The organism is Methylobacterium sp. WSM2598 (genome assembly GCF_000379105.1).
Lineage (GTDB): Bacteria > Pseudomonadota > Alphaproteobacteria > Rhizobiales > Beijerinckiaceae > Methylobacterium.
This window is the reverse complement of record NZ_KB900609.1, coordinates 3381436-3404444: the sequence shown is the minus strand read 5'-3', so window position 1 is coordinate 3404444 and position 23009 is coordinate 3381436. Positions and strand designations below refer to the sequence as shown.

The 23009-nt window shown below is 70.8% G+C and carries 26 protein-coding genes; all 26 read right to left on the bottom strand.

All coding sequences use genetic code 11. The features are described from left to right. Positions 1-167 precede the first annotated feature (167 nt). Complete coding sequence (locus MET2598_RS0116170) at positions 168-560, bottom strand: hypothetical protein (RefSeq protein ID WP_018261546.1); 393 nt, start codon at positions 558-560, stop codon at positions 168-170. A 75-nt stretch (positions 561-635) separates the two neighbouring features. Beyond that, complete coding sequence (locus MET2598_RS42825) at positions 636-1244, bottom strand: hypothetical protein (RefSeq protein ID WP_018261545.1); 609 nt, start codon at positions 1242-1244, stop codon at positions 636-638. 29 nt (positions 1245-1273) lie between these two features. Then, positions 1274-2599: a hypothetical protein gene (locus MET2598_RS0116160; protein WP_018261544.1), complete on the bottom strand. Its 1326-nt coding sequence runs from the start codon at positions 2597-2599 to the stop codon at positions 1274-1276. Positions 2600-2606: 7 nt separating this feature from the next. Further along, on the bottom strand, positions 2607-3101 hold the full coding sequence (locus tag MET2598_RS0116155; RefSeq protein ID WP_236728729.1) for a hypothetical protein: 495 nt from the start codon (positions 3099-3101) through the stop codon (positions 2607-2609). 52 nt (positions 3102-3153) lie between these two features. Further along, on the bottom strand, positions 3154-4230 hold the full coding sequence (locus tag MET2598_RS0116150) for a phage late control D family protein (protein WP_012333873.1): 1077 nt from the start codon (positions 4228-4230) through the stop codon (positions 3154-3156). Between the two features lie 13 nt (positions 4231-4243). Then, positions 4244-4477, bottom strand: coding sequence for a tail protein X (locus MET2598_RS0116145; RefSeq protein ID WP_012333874.1), 234 nt, complete (start codon positions 4475-4477; stop codon positions 4244-4246). Positions 4478-4481: 4 nt separating this feature from the next. Further along, positions 4482-4907, bottom strand: coding sequence for a phage tail protein (locus tag MET2598_RS0116140; protein WP_018261543.1), 426 nt, complete (start codon positions 4905-4907; stop codon positions 4482-4484). A gap of 21 nt (positions 4908-4928) precedes the next feature. Then, positions 4929-9068 carry a phage tail tape measure protein gene (locus MET2598_RS0116135; protein ID WP_020493659.1) on the bottom strand — a complete coding sequence of 1380 codons (4140 nt, stop codon included), beginning with the start codon at positions 9066-9068 and terminating at the stop codon, positions 4929-4931. A 107-nt stretch (positions 9069-9175) separates the two neighbouring features. Beyond that, on the bottom strand, positions 9176-9730 hold the full coding sequence (locus tag MET2598_RS0116125) for a phage tail assembly protein (RefSeq protein ID WP_018261541.1): 555 nt from the start codon (positions 9728-9730) through the stop codon (positions 9176-9178). Positions 9731-9785: 55 nt separating this feature from the next. Continuing rightward, on the bottom strand, positions 9786-10313 hold the full coding sequence (locus MET2598_RS0116120; protein ID WP_018261540.1) for a phage major tail tube protein: 528 nt from the start codon (positions 10311-10313) through the stop codon (positions 9786-9788). A gap of 67 nt (positions 10314-10380) precedes the next feature. Further along, entirely contained in the window at positions 10381-11667 is a 1287-nt protein-coding gene (locus MET2598_RS0116115) for a hypothetical protein (RefSeq protein WP_018261539.1), read from the bottom strand. Positions 11668-11750: 83 nt separating this feature from the next. Further along, positions 11751-12263 (bottom strand): hypothetical protein, encoded by a 513-nt coding sequence (locus MET2598_RS0116110; RefSeq protein ID WP_018261538.1) that lies wholly within the window; start codon positions 12261-12263, stop codon positions 11751-11753. 31 nt (positions 12264-12294) lie between these two features. After that, on the bottom strand, positions 12295-13065 hold the full coding sequence (locus MET2598_RS0116105; protein WP_018261537.1) for a hypothetical protein: 771 nt from the start codon (positions 13063-13065) through the stop codon (positions 12295-12297). Positions 13066-13083: 18 nt separating this feature from the next. Then, positions 13084-13647, bottom strand: a complete 564-nt coding sequence (locus MET2598_RS0116100) for a phage tail-collar fiber domain-containing protein (protein WP_012333882.1) — start codon at positions 13645-13647, stop codon at positions 13084-13086. After that, positions 13640-14308, bottom strand: coding sequence for a phage tail protein I (locus MET2598_RS0116095; RefSeq protein ID WP_018261535.1), 669 nt, complete (start codon positions 14306-14308; stop codon positions 13640-13642). The genes MET2598_RS0116100 and MET2598_RS0116095 overlap by 8 nt, the downstream gene beginning before the upstream one ends. Further along, positions 14301-15296, bottom strand: coding sequence for a baseplate assembly protein (locus MET2598_RS0116090; protein ID WP_018261534.1), 996 nt, complete (start codon positions 15294-15296; stop codon positions 14301-14303). The genes MET2598_RS0116095 and MET2598_RS0116090 overlap by 8 nt, the downstream gene beginning before the upstream one ends. Before the next feature lie 22 nt (positions 15297-15318). Beyond that, a complete protein-coding gene (locus MET2598_RS0116085; protein ID WP_012333885.1) occupies positions 15319-15738 on the bottom strand; it encodes a GPW/gp25 family protein in 420 nt (139 codons plus the stop codon). Positions 15739-15741: 3 nt separating this feature from the next. After that, a complete protein-coding gene (locus tag MET2598_RS0116080) occupies positions 15742-16071 on the bottom strand; it encodes a hypothetical protein (RefSeq protein WP_018261533.1) in 330 nt (109 codons plus the stop codon). 9 nt (positions 16072-16080) lie between these two features. Further along, positions 16081-16644 carry a phage baseplate assembly protein V gene (locus tag MET2598_RS0116075; RefSeq protein ID WP_018261532.1) on the bottom strand — a complete coding sequence of 188 codons (564 nt, stop codon included), beginning with the start codon at positions 16642-16644 and terminating at the stop codon, positions 16081-16083. Further along, entirely contained in the window at positions 16641-17423 is a 783-nt protein-coding gene (locus MET2598_RS0116070; RefSeq protein WP_018261531.1) for a hypothetical protein, read from the bottom strand. Before MET2598_RS0116070 ends, MET2598_RS0116075 begins: the two co-directional genes overlap by 4 nt. Further along, a complete protein-coding gene (locus MET2598_RS0116065; protein WP_018261530.1) occupies positions 17420-17836 on the bottom strand; it encodes a hypothetical protein in 417 nt (138 codons plus the stop codon). The genes MET2598_RS0116070 and MET2598_RS0116065 overlap by 4 nt, the downstream gene beginning before the upstream one ends. 11 nt (positions 17837-17847) lie before the next feature. Beyond that, positions 17848-18873: a major capsid protein gene (locus MET2598_RS0116060; protein ID WP_018261529.1), complete on the bottom strand. Its 1026-nt coding sequence runs from the start codon at positions 18871-18873 to the stop codon at positions 17848-17850. Positions 18874-18976: 103 nt separating this feature from the next. Next, a complete protein-coding gene (locus MET2598_RS0116055; RefSeq protein WP_018261528.1) occupies positions 18977-19648 on the bottom strand; it encodes a head decoration protein in 672 nt (223 codons plus the stop codon). Between the two features lie 38 nt (positions 19649-19686). Then, positions 19687-21138 carry a S49 family peptidase gene (locus MET2598_RS36635; RefSeq protein ID WP_018261527.1) on the bottom strand — a complete coding sequence of 484 codons (1452 nt, stop codon included), beginning with the start codon at positions 21136-21138 and terminating at the stop codon, positions 19687-19689. A gap of 12 nt (positions 21139-21150) precedes the next feature. Next, positions 21151-21402: a hypothetical protein gene (locus MET2598_RS0116045; protein ID WP_012333893.1), complete on the bottom strand. Its 252-nt coding sequence runs from the start codon at positions 21400-21402 to the stop codon at positions 21151-21153. A 2-nt stretch (positions 21403-21404) separates the two neighbouring features. Beyond that, on the bottom strand, positions 21405-23009 hold the full coding sequence (locus MET2598_RS0116040) for a phage portal protein (protein WP_026190760.1): 1605 nt from the start codon (positions 23007-23009) through the stop codon (positions 21405-21407).

Sequence of the window (23009 nt, the reverse complement as noted above, 5' to 3'; positions counted from 1 at the left end):
CGGCCCGCGCTCGCCCGTGTCGCCCTTCTCGCCCCGCTCGCCAGGAGCGCCGGGCGGGCCGATCGGGCCCTGCTCCCCCTGTGGCCCGACCGGGCCGACGAAGCCGGGCGCGAACGGCTGCCCCGCCGCCCGGCCGGGAGCCGGGCGCGTGACAATGATCTCGGTGATCACCTGTCGACGCCCCGCTCGATCGTGGCAGTGCCGTTGACGCAGCGGCGGGTCACCCCGTCGGCGAAGGCGCGAATGTCGAAGATGTAGGTCCCGGCCCGGCCCGAGCGCATCCGCGTGACGGGGCAGACGATCCCGAGCACGGTCCCGTCCCCGACGACCAGGAGGTCGACCCGCGGCACGCCGGTCGGGGTCGGGACGCCCGAGCTGGCAAGGTAGAAGTAGGCGGCCCCGTCGACCGTCTCGCGCAAGGTCCCGCGGAAGGCCATCCCGGCGAGCGGGATCGGGGTGTTGTCGGCGTCGGGGAACTGAAGCGCGTCCCGCCAGTCCTCGTTGAGCGCCGTCGTGATCTTCGTGGTCAGAAGCGGCAGCTCAAGGATGCGGGTCGTCATGCTGGCCTCGTCGCGTGCGGATGGGCGCGCCGCCCGAGGGGCGGCGCGCGGGGTGCGGTGGCGGTCATGGCGGGGTCAGGGCGCGGCGGTGCCGACGTAGAGCCACGTTCCGTTGAGGTAGATCCAGAGCTTGTTGCCGGAGCTGTCGGCCTGGATGGGCGCGAACCCGGCCGGGATGCCGGTAGGCGTGCCAACGGGTGCCCCGGCGGTGACCGGGATCGCCGGCCAGCCGTCCGTCGAGGCCGGGGACATGCCCGAGCGCCCGAGGGCGACCGCGCCGCCGTTGGGGTTGACCATCAGGGGGCGCGTCCCGGTCCCGGGCTTGGCGGCCTGGATCCAGGCATACGAGCCGGAGAGGACGCCCGCGAAGATCGCGTCGTCGGTGCTCGCCCCGGACCCGACCCCGAACTGCGCGCAGGCCCCGCCGGCCTGCGCGTCGGAGAAGGGACGGGGCGAGCAGGCGACCGTCAGGTTGTTCGCCGGGCTCCGGGTGCCGAAGCCCGCGTTGCCGCCCATGTACGTCCAGTGCGCCCCCATGGCGTTGACGATCTGGTGCGAGCCCGTGGCCTGATTAGAGATCGGCCCGGTCACGTTGCCCGAGAGGTCGGCTTCGACCGAGAAGAAATCGCTCGCTCCCGGAGCGATTTCGACCCCGTATTTCTGCGTCTCGACGTTCGCGCTCATGCCGTAGACCGGCCCGACGCGGCCGCCCTTCAGGCTCCAATTGGAGACGCCGGGGCGACGTAGAAACCGGAGTAAGTGTTCTCCGTCTTCCTTGAGTTGAAGCCGATCTGCATACTAGCCACGTCGACGTAGATGCCGCCTTCGAGGCGGAACCCTTCACCGCCGTTATTGATCGAGCGCCCGCCGAAGAAGCTGATCCCGCTCGTCTGTTGCGCGGTCCCCTTGACCCTGATGCCGGGATATCCGGTCTGCTGACCGTTGGTCGCCACCCAGACGCCGTTGAACATGAAGGTGGCGGCGACCCCGGTTCCCTGTGGGTCGATCAGGATACCTTCGTAGGAATTGGTGTCGATGTACGTATTGACGACATGAACGGCCTGTATGTTCTGCCCGTTCTGGGGGGTAATGAGGATGCCCCGCCCGTTGGACAGAACATCGCCGCCCGTGATCTGGACTCCGCCGCTGTGGCGGATCTCGACGCCGGCCCGGGACATCGACCCGATGGTCGGCCGGGTGACCATTACGTCGGCGGCGTAGGTGCCGAGGTCGTTGTATCCGATCCGAATGCCGACGTAGCCGCCGCCCGCCACGAGGTCCGTGATGCGGGTCAGGAAGGCGTTCGGGCCGCCGTAGATGTCCACACAGACGTAGACGTTGACCGCGCAGGCCACGTTCTCGATCTGCGTGTTGAAGCTGTTACGGAGAGCAATGTTCGCGCCGCTCGTCCGAGCAATGGACGACGTGAAGTTGATATTCCTGATCCGCGTATGCGCGGGAACGATCGATGGAGTGCCATCCCCCACCTTAATGACATCGCCGTCGAAGGTCGAATTGATGCACGAAGGGTTCATTCCCTCGCCATCTAGCGTGATATTGCTCTTGAGGATCGAGAACGGCGCGGATAGCGCGTAGCAGTTCGTCTGGGACGGGAAGATGATCCGCCCGCCGTTGTTGCTGAACTTGGCGACCGCGCGGGCGAGCGCATTGTCGATCGTCGTCTCGCCCGGGAGGATGAAGTCGGAGATGTAGGTCGCCCGGCCCAGCAGCGTCTCGATGGTGTTGATCGCGGTGGCGCCGGCCGGCTTGGCGGAGAGGCCCGAGCAGTCGCCCGTCTCGATGCAGGTCTTGGCGGGCGCGATCGGGCGCAGCAGGGTCCCGTCCGCGAGGGAGCCGTCCGCGTTGCGATAATAAAGCTTCCGGTCCGCGACGTTGATCGCGACCTCGGCCGTCCCGAGCGGATAGGCCCCGGTCAGGGCCGGGATCGCGCCCGGGGCCGTGTAGCGCCGCAGATCGGCCGCGTGCGCGGGCAGGCCCGCCGCGAGCGCGACGAGCGCCAGGAGAAGACGACGGAGCATGGAGCCCTCAGATGGCCGGGGGGTTCAGGACGAAGGTGGTCAGGACGCCGCCGCTCCGGGCGGCGAGCGTGAAGGTCGCCGGGGTGGTCGAGCTGTCCGCGATCAGCGCCCACTGCCCGTCCGCGAGGTCCGCGGGGGCCGGGGGCGCGGTCTTGGCGAGGACCTTGATGATCGGCGGCATCTGGTTGGCGAGGGCCTGGGCCAGGCCCGCCTCGAAGACGGCCAGCGCCGCGGCGAGCGCGCCTCCGGGCCGCACCAGCCAGTTCTCGAAGGAGGTGGCCACCACGTCCCGGTTGTTCGCGCCCCGGATGGTGCGGATCAGGTCGCCGTCCTGCATGACCGGGACGGGCGGCGGCTGGGGCGGCTCGCGCCCGGTGGGCGCCACCGCCCCGAAGTCGACCTCGTACCGCGCCTCCTCGTCGGTCAGCGCGATCTCCGAGCCGATCACTACCTCCTGGCCCGCGACCCAGCCGCCCGAGGCCGCCAGAACAGTGTAGAGCATCGTCGCCATCGGAAACCCGTCAGGTAAGAGGCAGAGAGGCGCCCGGCGCGCCCTACGGCGAGCCGGAGCCGGTGTTCCCCGAGGACGAGCTGTCGGACTCCCCGTCCGACGAGCGCTCGTCGCTCCCGGCCGAGCCCTGCGGTTGCTTCAGGGAGAGGGTCGTCTCGGCGCCGGACCGGCTGACCTTGTGGGTCACGCTCTCGATCCGGTAGGTGCCGTCGACCCCGGAGCGGCAGCCGCTCACGACGCAGGTGCCCTCGGCCTTGGCGGCGACCTCCAGCAGGATCGTGACCTCGCCCGACCCGCCCTCGCGCTCGCTCTCGGCCTTGCGGCCCTTGCCCGCGTCGGTCGCGTGATCCTTGGTCGCCCGGGGCGCCGTCGGCAAATCGAAGACCTCGGGAGCGCCGGGCGAGGCCCCGATCTCCACGTCCTCCTGCTTCCACTTGCCTTCCTTGCGGTCGTACCAGCGGACGCGGGCCTTCGCGTAGCGGGGCCTCGTCTCCTTCGGGGTGATCTTCCAGGAGATGAGGTTCCCGGGCCGGGTCGCCTCGACGCTCGGCATCGTGCCGCCGCCGGGCGTCGCGCCGCCCCCGCGGGCGGCGAAGACCGCCTGGTTGCCTTGGATCTTGAAGGTCGCGCCGAACTCCTCGGCCAGCTCCTGCCCGAGCTGGAGGAAGGAGCGCCCCTCGGTTGACCAGTAGGGGCGCTTGATCGCCCCCAAAGTCTTGTCGGCCTTGATCCCGGAGAGGCCGGCGTCCTTCGCCGCCTGCTCCAAAAACTCCTTTAAGGTTGCGTCGTCCTTGTGCTTGTGCTGCTTCTGCTTGGTCTTGCCGCGCTTGTCGACCGACTTGCAGGAGACGGACAGGGTCATGCCGCCGCCGCGCGCGCCGCTCGACTCGGCCTCGTCCACCACGCCCTTGAACACGATCACGCCCTGAAGCGCGATCTCGACCGGGTTGCCCTTGGACGGGAGGCGCACCTGCCCGTCCGTGTCATCGAATTCGAGGGTCGCGCTGTCGGACGAGCCCCCCGCCTTGTCCACGACCTCGATCGCCGTGATGTAGGGGTTCATCGCGTCCGAGGCGTCGTTTCCGTTGACGGTCACCCGCCACGCGGTTGCCAGCACCATCGGTGCGCTCCGGTCAGTCGTCGAAGAGGTTCACGACCTTGCGGGTCGTGGCGGCGGAGGCCGCGGGGAGGTCCGGCAGGACGACGGGCGTCAGCAGCGGGATCTCCGGGCCCCGGGCGGCGAGGCCCGGGTTCAGCTTCAGGGCGGCGGCGAGCATGGCCGAGGTGTCCCCGGCCCGGCCGTGCTCGCGCCACAGCAGGAGGTCCAGGACCGCCCGGCGGTCCTTGACGATGACGGTCTGGGACATGGGCTCACCCGAACAGCGAGAGCACGGCGTCGATCAGGTCGGCGCCGGTCGACTGGCCCGGGTCATCGACCCGCTCCAGCTTGAGGTCGTGCTTGACCTTGTAGGCGATGCCGTTCGGCGCGACGGCGTCCGCGTGGCTCTCCTTGACGGAGGTGATCACGAACCAGCCGACGACGTAGCCGTCGCCGCGCATCACGAACTGTTCGGAGCCGCTGTCCTTCAGGGCGCGGGCGGTTTCGAGCTGCGAGAGGCCCCCGATATGGAAGGGCAGGAACTCGCCCGAGAGGGTCAGGGTGTCGTCCCCGGCCCCCGCGCGCTCGTAGCCTTTCCGCCGGGACATTAGGTCATGCTTGGCGTAATCGTAGGCATCTTCCCGCTCGGCGCCAGTCACGCTGAACGGGAACGTGTCGAAGATCAGGCTGCCCACCATATACTGCACGGCGCACCTCCGTTAAGCGAAGTTGTCAGAGAGCGCGCCGCGCACGTTGACTGAGCCCGATCCACTCTCGCCGCCGCCCTTGCCGCCGGCCGCCGCGTTGACGCTCCCGAGCGAGGCGTTGGCCGAGGCCACCGCGCCGGGGATGCGCTGGAGCGCCGCTAGGGCCTGGTTGGCCTTGGCGATCAGGCCGTCGAGCCCGCCGGTCGACACCTGAGGGGAGACGGTGACGCCGGACAGGCCCGAGAGCTTGTCCTTCGCCGCGTCCGCCTTGGTCCCCAGGCTGTCGAGGCCGGACGTGTCGCCCTTGGGGGCGATCGCCGGCACGCCCGAGCCGGTCAGTCCGGGCTGCGCCTCCGGCGAGGCAGGCCTGGGCGTGTACCGGGATTGGATGCGCTGGCGCGCCGCCTCGATCTGGGCGGGCGTCAGGTCGCCCGATGCCGCCGGGGCGGAGGTGCGGGGGCGCCCGATCCCCTGCCAGGGGCCGATCCCGACCCGCTTGGCCCCGTGCCACGGGGTCCAGCCCCCCTTGGCCGCCTCGCGCATCGCGAAGTCGATCTGCTCCTTCCAGGTGTTCGGGTCGCGGACGTTGATGCCCTCGCGCAGGGCCTTGTTGCCGAGGCCCCCGCCCGTAAAGAGCTGGAAGTCCCCGAACGACCGGCCCTGGTCGCCCGTGTACTCGTTGAAGCCCTCGCTCTGCGCGACGCGCAGCGCGACCTCCGGGTCGATCCCGTTCCGGCGCGCCGCCTCGCGGATGTAGGCGGCCCGGTCGGCCTTCGAGGCGACGTGCCCGATCCCGGCGCCGCCCCCGACCGCGAGCGCCCGCCCGGAGAAGGAGCCGCCGCCGCCGCCCGACAAAGAGACGTAGGTCGAGCGGGCCCGGCCGGTCGCCGCCCCGGTGTCGAGGTCGAAGGAAATTTTGATGGGCTCGGAGAAAATCTCCTTGATCTTCTCCCAGAGGCTCTTGGCCTTCTCCTCGATCTTGGGGGCCTCCTTCTCGACCCCCTTGGCGACGCCCTGCCCGGCGCTGCTGCCGGCCTCCTGGCCCGCGCTGCCGGCCTCAGTGGCCTTGGCCCGGATGCCGTCCGCGATGGCCTGCCCAGCCTCCTGGCCCGCCTTGGCGCCCGACTCCGCGCTCCCGGCCGCCGCCTTGGCGCCCGACTCCGCGCTCCCGGCCGCCGCCTTGGCATCCAAAGCCTCCCGGGCCGCCTCGCCGAGCTTCAGGCCCGCGCGCTGGCGCTCCTCGCCGGCCCTGATCCGGTCGTCGAGCGTCTGGACCTCGCGCTGGAGGCGGTCGAGGCCCGCGTTCGGCTGGCCGCGCATCGAGGGGCGGATCCACCCCTCGATGCCGGTCATCTCGGCCCGCTTGGCGTCGCGCTGCTGGCGCAGCTCGGCCACCTCCTCGCTGTCCTTCGGGGTCCAGTGCTTGCCGGCCGCGATGGCGCCGACCTCGTTGATCCCCTCGCCGATCCGCTCGCCCGCGCTCTGGCCGGCATCGCTGCCGGCCTCGGCCGCGTCGCGCCGCAGCATTTCCCAGCCGCGCTTGACCTCCGGGGGCTTGACCGGTGGAGCCGCGGGGGCGGCCTTGGCCGCTGCGCGGGCGTCCAGGGCCTCCCGGGCGGCCTCGCCGATCGGCAGCCCGGCGCGCTTCGTCTCCTCGCCCGACCGGATGCGGTTCTCCAGGACGCTGATGTCCTTCTGGAGCCGGTCGCTCTCGGGGTCGAACTCCCCGCGCCGTGAGGGGTGGAACTTCGCCTGCCGCGCCTCGATCTGGCCGCGCTTCTCGTCGCGCTGCCGCCGGAGGTCGGCCAGCTCCTCCTCGTCCTTGGGGGTCCAGTACTTGCCCCCCGCGATGGCGCCGACCTCGTTGATCCCCTCGCCGATCGCCTGCCCGGTCTTGGCGCCCGCGTAGGCCGCCGCGATGAAGGGGGTGATCTTGCTCAGGATCGCGCCCAGCCCCTCGGCCGCCCTGACCCCGAACATGCCGAGCGCGGAGAGCGTCCCCTTCAGGGTCAGGAACGCCGTCGTCGCGGTCGCGAGGTCGGTCGCCGTGCGGATCGAGCTGTCGGAGAGGTCCGAGAACTTGTCGGCCAGATCGCCGATGGCCTTCCACATCCCGCGCAGTCGCTCGTCGTTCGCCTGGGCGGCGCGCATGTAGGCGGTCTCGAAGGACCCCTTCATCTGGTTGTACTCGCCGTAGGCGCCCGCGTTGACGTCCTTGCCGAACTGCGAGGCGCGGTCCTCCGGCGTGTGCTCGAACGCCTTGCGGTCCTTCTCCAGCATCTCGGGGCGCAGGCCGAGCGCCCGGCCGCCGTGCTCCTGGCCGAACAGGTACTTGGCGAGCGCGGGCGTCAGCCCCTGCTTCAGGATGTCCATGAGCAGGCGCTCGCTGTCGACCGCGCCAGAGGTCATGTTCATGTAGTCGTTGACCGCCTTGGCGATCTTCTGGGCGTCCTGGGCGTTGACCTTGCCCTTCTTCCCCTTCTTCGCCAGCGTCTCCTGAAGGATCTCGGAGACTTGCGGCACGAACTCCGCCCGGTCCCCGACCACGTCCTCGTCGTTCAGCAGCTCGCCGATGCGCTTCAGCTGAGAGGCGTTCAGGCCCTTGCCGAACTGGAGGCGGACCAGATTGTCGAGGTTGTCCGCCGACATCTTCTTGCCGGGGGAGACGTAGTCGTCGTGGTCGAAGCCGGCCGCCGCCAGGGCGTTGCGGCCCTTGTTCGTCGGCACGGTCAGCTTGGTCGCCGCCGCCCGGACGAAAGTGCCGGCCATCGCGCCGTCGTAGCCCAGGCGCTTGAGCTGGGCGGCCAGCGAGTCCGAGAACTCCTCGGAGAAGCCCATCACCTGCCCGGGCGCGGCGCCGAACTTGGTGTAGCCCATGATGTCGTGGTGGCTCGCGCCCGAGGACTTGCCGAACTGGACCAGCCGGTTCGCCGCGTGCTTGGCGCTCGTCGCCGCAGCATCCGGGGAGGACAGGTCGTACTGCCGGCCCTTGATCCGCGAGATGATCGCCTCGGCGCCCTCGTCCATGGTGGTTCCCATGGCGAGCGCGTAGTCCTTGGTGTTCTCGGTGATGGCCGAGATGACCGCCACGGTCTTGAGGTGATCCGGCAGCGAGGACGCGACGAGGGTCTGCGCCTTCACGACGTCCGAGTTCGTGAACCGGGTGTCCTTGCCGATCTGGAGCGCCTGCGTGGTCAGCGGCCTCTGCGTGTCCTCGCTGATTCCCATGACCGCGCGCTGCCGGCGCGTCGCCTCGTCGAAGTCCAGGTAGACATCCCGGGCCTTCTCGTAGGTCCGCTTCGCCAGCTCGGCGGCGCCCAGCCCCTCCAGGGCCTCGACCGCGCCCCCGGCGATGGAGGTGCCGCCCTCCGCGCCGCCCTTCCGGGCCGCGCCGCCCGCCATCGAGCCGGTCGAGTAGCGCCGGCCCGCCTGATAGGTCGCGGCCAGCTCGGCCTGCCTCTGGGCCGCCGTCTGCGCCCGAGCGGCGCGCGCGGGGGAGCTCATGCCGTCGATCATGCGGCGGCTGGCGGCCTGCTGGGCCGCCGACTGCCGCCCGGCCGCGGCCATCCCGGCCGCGACGTCCCTGTACGCCTTGGCGGCGCTGGCCGCGCGCTGGGAGATGGTCGAGAACAGGTTGCCCTGCGTCCGCAGCGCCGCGTTGGCGCCGTTGGTCGCGCCGGCGATCGCGCCCTCGGCCGACGTGACCTGCTTCAGCCCCCCGGCCGCGGAGGCCAGGGTGGCGGCGAGCCCGCGGACCACGGCCTTCTGGCCGTCGAAGGTGGTCTTGAGCCCTTCGTGGGTGCGCTGGGAGGCCGCGAACTGCGCCTTCGCGGCGCGCAGCCGCGCCTGGGCCGCGTCGACCTCGCCGCTGGCCTTGAAGGCCGCGTAGTTCGAGCTGCCCGACGCCTTGGAGCGCGCGAAGAAGGCGACCTTCCTCTCGGCCGCGGCCAGCTCCCGCGACGCGCGCTCGACCTCGCCCCGGGCGCGCCGGAGCTTGGTCCCCAGCTCGTCCAGGCCCGAGGCGGCGTTCTTCAGCTTGTTGAGGCCGTCGCCGGCCTTGGAGAGCCCCTGGAGCGCCTTCGACGCCTGCCCGGCCGGACCCGTGACCTGATCGGTCAAGCGGATGATGAGCGAGGCGGTCTTGCTGGCCATGGGCGGGGCTCTCTCGGGTCACAGGCGCGCCATGCGCTTGGCGCAGCGCCACTCGCGGACGAAGTCGTCCCAGGGCAGCGCGTCCAATTCGGCGCGCGTCCCGCCGATCACGCGGAGGATGTCGGCCCGGTAGTCTCGCCAGAGGCGGGGGTCGACTCGCTGCCGTCGGTCACGGCGGGCGGCAGCATCCGGCGCGGCAAAAAATCCATGATCCGCGCGCCGATCCTGTCGTCGTCGTCCGGGTCCAGGCGCTCGATCACCTTGTGGGGGATCGGTGTTCCGTCCGGGGTGTAGAAGACCGGGAGGCCCCGGAAGCCGCTCTCGGCCAGGGCGTCGAAGAACGCCGCGACCTCCGCCGCGGTCGGGCGGCGCAGGACCACGGTGTCGTAGACCCGGCCCTGGTAGGCGATCGGGCACTCCAGCGGGAACTCGGCCGAGCGGGGCTTGCCGCCCACGAACACCGGCTCCTCATCCGGCTCCGCCGGGGGCGGGGCGGGGGCGGGCTCCGCGGCCCGAGGTTTGACCGCCAGCGGGCGTTTGCCCCGGCGCCGGCCCTTCCCCGCCTCCGGGGCCGAAACGGCTGCCTGCGGGGCTGCCTGGGGCGCGGGCGCGGCCTTGCCGGCCGGCGCGTAGTCGCGGACGAGCGTCTCGAAGCTTTCCATCTGGTCCACCTGTTCCGTTGAGGCGGGCGGCGCCCCGGAGGCGCCGCCCGCCCGATCAGACGCCGAGAGCCGCGCGGTACTCGGCGAACACGTCCGTCCCGCCGTGGATCCACTCGCGGGTGTAGAACGACCACTTGAAGATCTGCTCGTTGTTCACGACCAGCTCATAGTAGGTCACTTCCATCAGCGAGTGATCGCAGTCGATCAGCTCGCCCGGGGTGTGCTCACCCGGCGACCACTCGCAGACGACGCCCTGGATCGTGGCGCGGACCGGCAGAAGACGATTGGTTTTCTTGTTGCGGAGCGTCGAGGCGAACGTCCACTTGTCGTTCGTGCCGGCCGAGAAGCCGAATTTCCTCAGCACGTCCAGGTCGACGCCCTTCACCGAGAACTTCGGCTCCAGCGCGTCGATCATCGGTAGCGCGAAGTTGACTGTGCCGGTACCACCGCCTGGGGTGTGCTCGCTAGTCTTCCGCTTCAGGCCGGGCAGCGCCATCTTGTTGATCGTGAAGACGCGGGTGTCGTCGCTGTCGTCCGCACGACGAACGTCGACCTCCTCCATGATGAGAATGTCCTGGGCCACGGCGGGCTATCCTTCTGTCGAGAGGGGAGCGGGGACCCGCGCCGGGCCGCGGCGCGGGTTGCTGGGGTCAGACCGTGGCGGTCAGGTTCCCGGTATTGGCGATGACGGTCGCCACCAGGGCGTCCAGCGCCGGGCGGTACTTCCGCACGTCGTTCTGCGCGACGAGGAAGATCGGCGCCTGCTGGATATAGCTCTGGATGTGAAGCATCCCCAGCTCGACCTGATTGGCCGAGTTAAGATCCTTCGAGAACACGATCTTGTACCCGAGGATGTCCGGCGGATCCGCCTTGACGTGGTCGAGCATGGCGAAGTCGAGGGACTTCAGCCAGCTCTCGACCACGCGCGGGGTGATGCGCTTGCCGAGGTACTTGCGAGTGATCTTCTGCTCCTCGACATCGATATAGTCCTGGCCGCGGACCTGATGGGCCTGCCGCCAGTTCTCGCTGATGTCGCACGTCTCCCAGCCGAGGAAGACGAAGCCGCCGTCCGCGATGGCATCGACGTTCGCGGACTGGCCCGAGACGATGATCGAGACGTCGGAGGCCAGCATCGTCTGGCCCTCGGTCGAGCCGTCGATGAGGCTGAACGCGATCGGGCGGCTGACGTCGGCGATGCCGTAGACCGGCTGGTTGCAGATCGTGTCGAAGGGCTTGCCGCCCAGGTTGTTGTCCTGGCGCACGAACAGGCCCGCCACGATCGGGCTCGCCGGCATCGTGGTCAGGGTCGTGACGTTGCTCACGGTCTTGTACGCGCGGACCGCCACGCCCACCGGCATCATCCGCATGGACGACATGGTTTCGCGCCCGGCGATCGCCGCGTCCGCGGAGCCCGGGGCGACGTCGTAGGGCATGAACGCCCGGAGGGTGTCGAGCACCGGCCCGATCGCCGCCATGACCGGGTTGGCGACGCCCGTGCCGTCCGGCTGCTGGGCGGTGTAGCCCGGGACGATGATCAGCCGCGGGACCGCCTTGACCACCTCGGCGGCGGTCAGGAAGGCGTAGAGGCCGGTGTTGCTGCCAGCGCTGCCGACGCAGTTCGCGAGCGTCTGGGAGAGCTTGGTCGTCGGGTCGGAGCTGGCGCCCTCGGCCACGCGGACCACGATCACGTCGGCGGCGAGCCCCTTCAGCTGCGCGTTGAGCAGCTGAAGGGCGTCCGCGAGGTAGCCGGTCCCGATCTTCGAGAGGTACGCGGGGTCCGTGCTGCTGAAGCGGATGGGCGTGTTGAGCGGGAAGACATCGGCGTCGGCGTCCGCCGAGGTCGAGAGGATGCCGACCTTCGAGAAGTCGGTCCCCGCGACGACGATCGGATCGTCGTCCGGCCGGGTCGCGATGTAGCCGAGGGTGGGTGCGGTCACGGGCGTGCTCCAAACAGAAACGCCGCCATGGAGGCGGCGTGCGGGGTGGGAGGGGCGCCCGGATCACCCGGGCAGGGGGAGGCTCAGAGGGCGGGCCAGCTCGCCGCCTCGAAGGCGGCCACCGCCGCCTCGGGTGTCGCCGCCGCGGCGATCGCGGCCTTCGCCGCGAGCCGCGCCGCGCGGATGGCGGCGCCGGCCTCGACCCACGCCGCAGCGGCCGCCCGCGCGGCCCTGGCGACCCCGAGGACGTCGGTGGCCGGGGCCCCGGTGGCGGGATCGACGTCGATCCCGATCGAGGCGGCCAGCATGGGATAATCCGAGGCCTTGACGGCGCCGGAGGCGGCGAGGGCGGCGCCGGCCTGCGCGCGGACCTCCTGATATTCCATGGCCTGCCCGGCGCCGGGCGTGACCAGGGCGAGCCGCAGGGCCTCCGCCTTGGCGTCGACCAGCGCGGCGAGCTTGGCGCGCACGGCCGGAACGATCACGGCGTCGGGCACGCCGCGGGCGCGCAGAAAGGCGACGGGTGCGTCGCGGAAGCTCTCGGCCCCGTGATCGAGACTGAGCGCGGCGAGGACATCGGCGGAGGTCTGCGGCATGAGCGCGGGATCCTGTCGGGGGGGCGGGGGATCACGCCGAGGTGAGGCTCGACGTGTAAACGCTGTAGTTGTTCGGGTTGACGCCGGCCGCCACGCCGGAAAAGACCCGGCCCGCGGCGTTCGCGCCGAGCGACCCGCTGAAGTAGAACGAGGAGTGGAAGCCCGCTTCGGTGCGGAACAGCTTGGCAAGACTTCCAGACGGGGCCGCGATGGTGACATTGTTCGCGTTGATCTGCCCGGAGGTCTGGATGCAGTACGGGAACGTGACATCCGATGACGGGTTCGGCAGCATGATATCCAGGTAGCCGAAGGTGATATTGGCCGTGCCGGCGATGAACCCGCCCGGAACCCGGCCGTAGAACGGCAGCGGCGAGTTCAGCGCCTCGTTGCGGAAGGTCAGCCCGCGCTGCGCGGAGACGTAGGGGGTCGAGTTGTCGGGCGTGTCCAGGGTCGCGCCGACGATCGTGATGTCCGAGTACAGTGCGCGGTAATAATTGAGCTGCACATCGCCGAGGCAGATGATTTCGGTCTTGCCGTCCAGGTAAAGGTTCTCGATCGCCTTGTCGAGGCTACGGTAGGGCGCTTGCAGTGCGCCGGACCCGGTCGTATCGGACCCGTTCGACGGGTCAACGAAGATCTGAAGCGACCGCGGGCGGTTCTGAAAATTGTTGATGATGTTTGTGATGTTGGTCACGTTGGTCGCGCCCTGGGCCACGACCTGATTGTAGAGCGTCTGCCACTGCGCGAGCGCGGCGTTGAGCGCGGTCGTCGCATCGGTCAGGGCGTCAACTACCGTCGTCATGTGCGGAGTTCCTTCGGATCAGAGGTTGAAGTCGCGCCGCAGGACGAAGCGCATGCTGTCGCGCCAGGACCCGGCCTCGGCGCCCAGCAGCTCGGCGATCGCCGCGGCCCACTCGGGGATCTCGGGCTCCAGGACGGCCAGCGTCAGCGCGTTGGTGGGGATCTGGTCGAGGACGAGATCCATCGAAAAGGCGACGTCCGCGAGCGCGGTCTTCGAGGCCAGCACGAACCCCGGCGTCGGATCCGACCAGAGCGCGAGCAGCGTGCCGTCGCTCAGGAAGAACCCGACCTCCCGGATCGCGTACTCGGAGGGGCTCGACGTTTTCGGGACCTCGGCCAGGACCCGGAAGCGCGCCTGGCCGGGGGCGCCGAGCTTGGCGCCGGAGATCACCGGGACCCGGATCACCTCGGTCTGGAGCGCCGTCGCATCCTTACTGGGCGTATACCCCACGTAGGAGATGCCGGACGGCACGCCGCGGCCGACCGCGACGCGGTCCACGACGGCCTGGAGGCCGTCGCCCTGCGCGCGCACGCACGCCGCCAGACCGGGCCGCGTGAGGGTGAGGACAAGAGGGTCAGACATCGGAGCTCACCAGCGAGAGGCGGAGGACGGAGCGGGCGACGAGGACGCCCACGGCGCCGATCGTGGCGGTGCAGCGCTCCAGGTTGTCGGCGTAGGCGGCGACTCGGACCCGGGAGCGCGCGACCGCGACGGCGGCGGCGCCGAGCCGCGAGTCCAGGCCGGCGGCCAGAACGAGGTCGAAGGCGCGGGACACCGGCTTGACCCGCATCACCGTCCCGAAGACCACCTTGACGGTCCGGGGGTCGATCAGCTCCCCGCCCTCGTAGAGCCGCGAGTGGACGTGGGCGGTCAGCTTGAAGGTGTAGGGGCGGCCCGGGGGGCTGGTCTGCCACCACTCCACGATCTCGGCGTCGATCCCGAAGGCCGAGAGGGCGATCCTCATCGCCCGGGGCGTGCCCTTGTAGGCGTGGACCTCCGGTGCGGCCTTGATCGCCGCGCGCCGGATCGGGTCCGGCCAAGGCGGGTCCCAGACGTCGACCGACTTCTCCCAGGCGACGTAGGGCTCGATCGCCTCTGGAGTGTTGTCCGGGTCCTTCAGGGCAACGATCTGCGCGGCCTCGGCGGCGCGGTCGTCCAGGCGCCCGTCCGTATCGGCGTGGGCCCGCTCCCGCGGGGTCGCGTTGCTCGGCAGGAGGTTCGGCCGCTTGACCGGATCAGTCACCGACCACCTCCACCGTCACGGCGACGTCCGTGCAGTAGGGGGCGCAGTAGGCAGGGTCGGGCGTGTCCGGGCTGATCGGGTCGCCGTTCACGTCGGCCAGCGGCGAGATCAGGTCCACCTGCTCGACCAGGATGGCCCCGGAGGCGTCGGGCACGTAGGCGGCCCCGTAGAGCATCTGGAGGAGCTGCGCCGCCCCAGGGCGGTGCTGGCGCTTGGCCTGGGCCGCGAACCGCTTCGCGGCCTCGGCCTGAACCACGCCGCGGTCCGCGCCGCCGCCGACGTAGAGGACCGCCTCGATCCGGTACGGGATGATGTTCGCGCTGGAGACGGTCACGAAGTCCGCGAGCGGGCGGCGGTCCTCCGCCCGCAGCGCGGCCTGGACGGTCGCGATCAGGTCGTCGGCGGCGGTCCCGTCGCCCGTGTTCGCGACGATCGGGACGTGAACGTGCCCGAGGGGCGCGAAGGGCGCCTCGGGCGTGCCGCCGTAGCTCATGGGCCCGTAGGCCGCCGCCGCCTTGACCCCGGCGACCCCGAGGGCGAACGAGATGTAGGCGCCCTCCGGGCCGGCGCCGGAGAGGCTTTCGGGCGCGAGCTGGATCCGGGCCCGGAAGTCGTCGTCGGACTCCCAGTCCGCCGCCGCGTCGGTCTCGAAGACGTAGGTCCGGGGGTTGGAGACCAGCGGCAGGCGGGCGACCGCGGGGGTCTGCGTCGCGCCGAGGTGGTCGAGGTAGGGCCCCCAGGAGGTCGCGAGCAGGACGGCGCGGGTCGCGTCGTCGTAGGCCGTGTAGACCAGCGTCTCGCGATAGGCGCCCGTCTCCTGGAGGATCGCGACCGTGTCGGTCGCGAGCGCCCCGACGTCGTAGGGGATGCCCGCCTTGTTGAGGCGGGCGGCCACGTCGGCCATCCGGGCCGCATAGATCGCGTCGAAGGTCGGCAGCGCCGGCAACGGGGGCAGGCGCGAGAGGTCGATGTCCGTGAAGCGGGTCACGCGCGGCTCCGGGGGCAGACGATCAGGCGACGCGCGGCAGCTCTACGGCCAGAGAGCCGTTGACCGCGTAGATGTCGAGGGCGCGCGGTCCTCCCTCGACTGTATAGTCTCCGAGATGACCGCGCGGGCGGTAGTAGCAGATGACCGAGAACTTGAGCTGGCCCAGCTCGACGGCGTTGACCGTGTTGCCGGTGGCCGAGATCCGCACGACCTTCAGCCGCGGCTCCCAGGTCGAGATCGCCAGGACCAGCAGCATACGGTAGGCCGACAGCAGGGTCGGCGTGATGCGCCGCCCCAGCAGCTCGGTCAGACCGCCGCCGAACCAGCGGTGCATGACCCGCTCGCCCAGGCGGGTCGAGAAGATCGTCTGGACCGCCTGGGCGACGTGGGCGAGGTCCCGCGAGGGCTCGCCCGTCCAGCGGTCGAGCCCGCAGGAGGCCATCGGTCAGCCCTCGGCGCTCGGGGCTGCGGGGGCCGGCCCCTGGTCGGCGCCCGCGCGGAACGAGAACGCGGCCGGCTCCGCGCGCAAGCGCGCTGGCGCCGGGGTCTCATCGGCGGCGACCGGATCCAGCGGCGGCAGCGCCGCCCGCTCGGCCTCCGAGAGGCCGGCGATCGGCTGCGCCTCGGCCTCGACGGTGGTCGCGACGAGGTGGCCGAGATCGACCTCATAGGGGACGGCCGCCGGGGACGCTGAGATCAGCTCGCCGGGCTCGACGCGCCGGCCGAGCAGGTGCGCGGGCGCCACCTCAGTGACGCGGTAGAGGGTCTTGTCCATGGGCTCTCCTCAGGCCGGCACGTCGGTGGTCTCGGACCCCGATTTCACGCCGGTGTGCTTGTGGTCCTTGCCGATGTTCTTCGCCTCGTGCTTGACGGTCCCGCCCGTGAACTGATGCGTAGATCCGTCGATGACGAAGGTCGTAGACCCGACTTTCAGAGTGATCTTCTTCGCTTCGACGACGTATTCGCCGCCCTTCTCGGTCGCGGTCATCCCGTTCAGCTTGTGGAACGTGGTCGTATCCGCGTCCGGCGAGGGGTTTTTCTTCTGGTCGGAGTGATCGAAGGGCAGGACCGTGCCCTGCTCCAGGTCGCCGTTGGGCGCGAGCCCGATCACCTGCTCCCCGACCTGGGGCAGGTAGCGGGTGCGGCCGGAGCTGTCGGCCGGCTTCATCCACGGGCTCTTGTCCTCGTCGCTGTCGCCGCGCTTAAAGCGGACGCCCTTCTCGTGGTCGCGCTCGGTCACGGGCCCGACCCGGATGAGGTTGGCGACCCGGGTCTCCAGCGCCTCGTGCCGGCGCTGGAGCGCGAGGTGCGCGGCGAGGAGGTCGCGGATGGCGGCTTCCAGGCTCATGGGGCCTCCTGCGTCTCGACGAGGTCGCCGCGCACGGTCTCGATCGTGATCTGGCTCGCCGGCGGCTCGGCCTCGGCGCCCGGGACGGCGCCCAGGCCGACCCCGTTCATCACCCCGCGGGTCTGCTGAAGGAGCGCCTGGGCCCGCTGCCAGGGCAGCAGGGTCGAGCCGGTCAGCAGGGACTCCAGGAGGTCCCCGTAGCGCGCGAGCGCGGGGTCCGTGCGCAGCAGGGCCACGAAGGCGTCCCAGGGCTCCGGGATCGCGTCCGCGCCGCGCTCCGGCTCCTGCATGGGGTCGATGGTGACGATGTTCTGCCGGACGGCGTACTTCACGCCGCGCTCGGCCGACCCGCCGCACCGGCTGGTCAGCCGCTTGGGCCGGGGCGGGCCGCGGAAGACCCGGAACATCTCGGCCCAGGGGTCGGTCGGGTCCTTGAGCGCCTGCTCGACCTGCCACGCCATCACGTCGAGAGTCGCCTCCAGGCCCGCGTCCGTGTGCGGGATCTCGACCTCGAGCTCCCCGGCCCGGACCTGGACCTGACCGGCGAGGGTCATCTCGATCACCACGTCGAGGTCGCGCGTCATGTCGCGCGAGGACTCCTTGTCCGGCTCCGCGTCGTCCTGGTCGGTGGAGACGATCAGGACCGGCTGCGGGCCGGTTTCCTGGGCGACCTGATCCCAGGGGACGATCAGCGAGTCGAAGACCCGGTTCTCGGCCAGGGTACGCCCGGACAGCGCCTTGACGAGGCAGAGGCGCAGGGCGAGGCAGACGAGGCTCACGGGGCCCTCTCCGCGGTCAGCATCAGGAACAGGCCCCCCGCGTCGTTGGCGCGGGAGACGGCGACCGCGTAGGCCGCGCCGCCGCGCTCCAGCAGCTCCACGAGGTCGCCCTTGCGGACGGTCCAGGGGATCAGGGCCGCCTGCTCCGTCCCGATCACGACGCAGGTCTCCGCTCCGGCGACCCGGATCACGCCTTGGAAGCGGGCGCCGATGCCGTGGGCCGCGCCGCGGTCGTCATCGATCTGCGAGCGGCGAGTGTAGCGGCCGATGACCTCGACCGGCGTCCCCCGGTCCGGGTCGGGCCCCGGGCCGGTGTACTGGTTCTCGGCCCGCGGGGTGAGGCGCACGGCCTCCCCCCACTGCCGGTCTACGGCGGCCGCCACGCGGGCGCGACGCCGTGCGGCGAGCGACATGGCGGCGATCCTTACGCCGCGACGCCGCGCTGGAGCGCCTGCGGCATCGTGCAGACGTACAGCGGGTACGAGTAGACCTCGACGTCGGCGTACATATCGCGGTCGCGATCCGGGATCACCCACGAATAGGCGTTCTGGCCGAGCGTATTGACGAACTCGAATTTCTCCGCCGGGGCGAGAGCCCGCTGGAAGATGCCCGCGTTCACCGGGAAGAACTTGCAGGTGCCAGCCGGTACAGTCACGGTCGAGCCATCATCCGTGCCACGGTAGTTGTGCCACATGATGTTGCCGTACCGGAACGACTCCCACGCCTTGCCGAAATTGTTCTGGAGCTGCATCGCCTGCATGGCGTACTTGTAGGTCTCGCGGACCTCCGGGAGCTTGATAAAGCTATCCCAGAAGTCGTCGGCGCAGATCGCGTGGACGAGCACGCCCGAGCCGCCGACGCCCTGGAGGCGGCGGAGCACCTGACGGTTGACCGCGTTGCACTGCGCGAGGAAGTCGCCATCGGTCGGGCTGCCAGAAAACTGGAAGCTGAAGGCGCTGTCCTGGGTCTGGCCCATCTCGGCGTACCAGTCATTGATGACCGAGCCGTCCGCGTCCACGACGAGGCCCTGGATCACGCCCAGGCGCATATTTTCGTTGGTCAGGTCGAAGTCTTGCAAAATCTTCTGCTGGCGCCGCGCGATCTCGCCGCCGAGCTGCTTCAGCTCCGTCTCCGAGCCGTAGGCGCGGATATTCTGGAGTTCGTGCGAGTAGATCCGGCTGGAGTCGGCCAGACGCACGGTGCGGAACGACCGGGCCTTGCGGCTGTCGCCGCCCTTCTGGTTCGGGGCCGAGCCGCGCGGGCTGGTCTGGATCAGCGCCGGGGCGTTCGCGCGCTCCTCCACCCACACGTCTGTGGTGCGGATCGGCACGTCGGTGATCAGGCCGGGGAGCGAGCCCAGGTAGCCGGGCACGTAGCCGTACTTGTCGACGGCGGCGGTCAGCGAGGTCGCGGAGAAGGCATCGCCGCGGAACACGTCCATGGTGAGCATGGGAGCAGGGCCCTTCAAACAAAAAGGGCGCCGCTGTCGCTCGCGCCCATGGGGACTACGGGAGGGTGGGGAGGCGCGCCGACCCGGAGGCCGGCGCCGGGGATCAGCGGACCTTGATGCCGAGGCGGCGGAGCTGCTCGATGCCCTCGGCCTTCTGGGCCGCCGTGATGCCGGCCGGCCAGATCAGGTCGACGCCGCGGACTTCGGCGGGGCCGTTGGTCAGCGCGGTGAAGACCTTCTCGACGCTCGCGTCGGAGATGACGCGATGGCAGGCGATGCCGGCGACGGCGTCCGAGCCGTCCGTGGCCGAGAGGTTGAGCGGCACGAAGCGGCGATCAGCGTGGTTCGACTCGACGCCGACCCGGACGGTGAAGGCGTCACCCGCCACGAAGGCCGTGCCGCCCGCGGCGATTGAGAACTTCACGCCCTTGGCGAAGGCCGTGCCGGTCGCGCCCTTGCCGATGTTCTTGCCCTTGGGGTCGATGACCTCGAAGGCCGTCGCGGCCAGGAACACCACGCGGTAGTCGCCGTCGACCGCCGCCGCCAGGACCGGGGTCGTGGCGTCCATCGTCAGGGTGCCGTTGCCGGTGTTGGCGGCGTCGGCCGTGGCGCTGGCGGTCGCCTGGGCGCCTACCACGTAGGCGCCGAGCACGGTGCCGGACGCTAGCGCGGTGTTGACCGGCGCCTTCACGGCGTCGCGGGTCTGATACGGGCCCTCGGCCTCGCTCACGATGAACGTGAACGGGGCGGGAGCCTCGGTCTGAAGGTAGGCCATAGGTCAGAACTCCGAAGAGAGGGGGCGGGAGGCGGCGTTCAGCGGGCCGCGGGGGTGCGCACGTTCGCGCCCGGGGCGAGCCCGAGGCGAGCGTTCTGCTCGGCCGCGACCGCGGCCCAATCGAGCGCCGCGTCAGCCTGGGCCGGCGCACCGGCCGGGGCCTCGGCGTCGAGGTTGAGGTCGGCCCGGCCCGCCATGCGGGCGTCGAGGCCGGGGGCCGCCGGGGCCGCGGCCTGGAGCCCCGAGAGGACGCCCTTGGCCGCGTCCAGCGACAGGTCGGTGGAGAGCGCCAGGTGGCGGGCGCTCGCCTCGCGGCCCTTGGCCTCGTCGCTGCCGAGGATCGCGCCGATGCGCTCCCGCTCGGCACTGGCACCGGCCTTGGTGCCCTCGGTCAGGCCCTCGGCCTTGCCGGCCGCGAAGCTCTCGGCGCGGGCGGTGTCGAGATCGGACTGGGTGAAGCCCGCAGAGGCGCCGGGCGTGGGGGTGTTGTCGGACATGGAAGCTCCAGTGGGTCGCGACGGGAAGGAGCGCCCGGCTGCGGGCGCGGCGGAAAGGTCGGCCAGCACCGCGTCGAAGGTGCCGATCGCATCGACGAGGCCCGCCTTGATGGCCTCCTCGCCCATGAAGGTGCGGGCCTCGGTGTCCCGGATCGCCTGCTCGCTGAGGCCCGGCCGCCCGGCCGCGACCGTCGTGACGAACTTCGCGTAGAAGCCTTCGACCTCCTTCTGGAGGTCGGCGCGGACCGCGTCGGGTAAGGGTTCGAAGGGGTTCCCGTCGACCTTGTGGTCGCCCGCGAAGATCAGGGTCGGCTTCATCCCCTCGGCCCGCAGGTACTCGCTGATGTCGAGGTGCATCAGGACGACGCCGATCGAGCCGGCGAGGCCGGTCGGGATCGAGACGATCCGGCTGGCGCCGGAGGCGATCGCGTAGGCAGCCGAGGCGGCCATGCCGTTGACGAGCGCGGTCACGGACTTCTGGGACGCCACTTGCCGGACGAGCTCGGCCGCCTCGAAGGCGCCGACCGCCTCGCCGCCGGGGCTCTCCAGGTCGAGCAGGATCGCCTTCGTCCGCGGGTCCGCGGCGGCCATCCGCATCTGGTAGGCGAAGCCCTCGTAGGAGATGAGCCCCGAGGACGCGCCGACCCAGCCGCCCCGGTTCACCCACTCGCCCACGAGGGTGAGGATGGCGACGCCCTCGGCGGTCCGGCGGAAGGGGAGCGGGCGCTTCGAACCATCCTCGGCCAGGGGGTAATCGCCGTAGAAGCGGCTGGCGCGCGGGGTGTGGACCTCGACCGAGCCGTCCGCGCGCTCGTGCCCGCGGAAGATCTGCAGGCTCTCGCCCGCGTCGTGCTCGATCCCGCCGACGTTGCCGCCCGCGGCCGGGCCGGCGGACATGCGCGAGAGGAGGAAGGCCGAGATCGTCTCGGCGGTCGCGGGCGCGACGAGAAGCGGCCGGTTGTAGAACCGGCCGGCGATGCGGTGATAGTGCATGATGCCTCGCGATCAGCCCGCGGTCGCGCAGAAGCGCGGCGAGCGGCCGGAAGTCTTCGCCGCACAAAGCTGCTGCTGGCGCAGCATCTCCATGCGGAGCGTCTGAAGGTTCGCTTGCGAGAACCAGACGTCTTCTTCGACGTCTCCCTCGCGGAAGCGGATGCGAAGCTCCTGCTGGCCGGCGACCAGGGCGAGGTAGGCGGTGCTCAGCGCCGCCGCGACCGCACAAGAATCGGTCGGGTCCACGGTCGTGATGTCGGCCACGGCTAGTTGTCCTCCTGCACGACCAGCTTGTCGGCCACCGGGTCGGGCGTCGGCGCCGGCCCGTTCTCCGGGAGCCCGTACTTCGCGCGCAGGCGCATCTCACGGGCGCGCTGCTTGTAGACGTCGTGGACGTCCCCGAGCCCCTGGTCGGCGCAGATCGCCTCGTCGGTCGCGACGCCCATGTCCCGGTAGGTCTGCCACGTCTTGGCGGTCTTCAGGTTGTCCGCCTCGGGCTTGGGCGTGCCAGTCCACCGCAGCGTCAGGGCGGGGCGCTTGGCGAGGAAGCCGGCGACCCCGTCCGGGAACGGCGTGCCGCCGCGCTCGATGTCCTCCTCCAGCCACGCCAGGAAGTGCGGCGTCGAGAAGGGCCCGACGATGTTCTCGCGCCGGTAGAGCGTGATCTGGAAGATCTCGCTCGTCGCCATACGGACCGACGAGTAGGTCGCGCCGGAATAGTCGCCGGTGCCGCTCTCGTAGGTCAGGCCGAGGCAGCGCAGGATCTCGCGCAGCAGGAACAGCGCCAAGTCCTTGAAGTCCGCGCTGCTCTGCGAGGCCGAGTGGAATTCCAGCTCCTGACCCGGGAAGAGGTGAGCAAAGCGCCCGTTGATCCCGAGGTCGATGTTGGTGCTCTTGTACCAGCCCTCGTTCATCGCCGCCCAGGCGTCGAAGGCGCTCATGCCGTCGCTCGCCATCCGGGCCTGCTCCTGAGGGGTCAGCAGCCCCTTCAGGATCTCCTCGGTCGGCTCGTCGCTCTTGATCGTCGCGGCGAAGACCGCCTGGATCAGGTTCGCGGTCAGCTTGCTCTCGGTGAGCTGGTCGAAGCGCCGGGCGGTCGCGAGCGCCGCCACAAGGGGCGAGATGCCCCGATACTGCCCGGGCACGCCGTCGAAGACGTGGACGATCCGGGGGCGCCCATAGCGGTCCCGGGCCTCGACCTCGATCTCCTGCTCGGTCCCGGTCGGGGTATTGCGCCGCCAGAACCAGTAGCTCGTCGGCATCCAGTCTTCGTCCATCTGGACGCCCTGGACGAGGCGCGGATAGGCCGTGCGCTGCGAGAGCCGGTGCGCCGGGATCAGCCGGACCTTCGAGCCGTATGCGCCGCCGGGGCGCCGCTTCCAGGCACACTCGCTGACGATCTCCCCCGGGCCGAACCAGGAGCGGAAGGCCGCGGCCTGCATCTGCGCGAAGGTGCGCCGCCCCTCGATGTCGCACTCGTAGGGGTTCGTGGCCCAGAGGTTAAGGAACCGGGCCTCGGCGCGGGCGCACCAGTCGGTGGCCTGATCCTCGTCCCAGCCCATGACCTCGGCGTCGAGGGTCAGGCGAGGGCGCAGGCCGGTCCCGACCGTGTTCGCGACCGCTTGGTCGATGGCGCCCGAGATCCAGCCCGAGTTGTGGATGATGTCGAGCGCGCGCCCGGCCGCCCGGGTCCAGGCGGACCGGACGGTGTCGGCCGGATCCCGCGGCATCGGGTTCCAGCCGCGAAACACCGGGGACGCCTCCCCGCGCATGTAGCCGGGCCACCAGCCGCTCGATGCTTTCGGCCGAGGGCGATCCCCGGACGTCGCGGGCAGAACGCCGCCCTGCTTGATCCGGGGTACGATCGACAT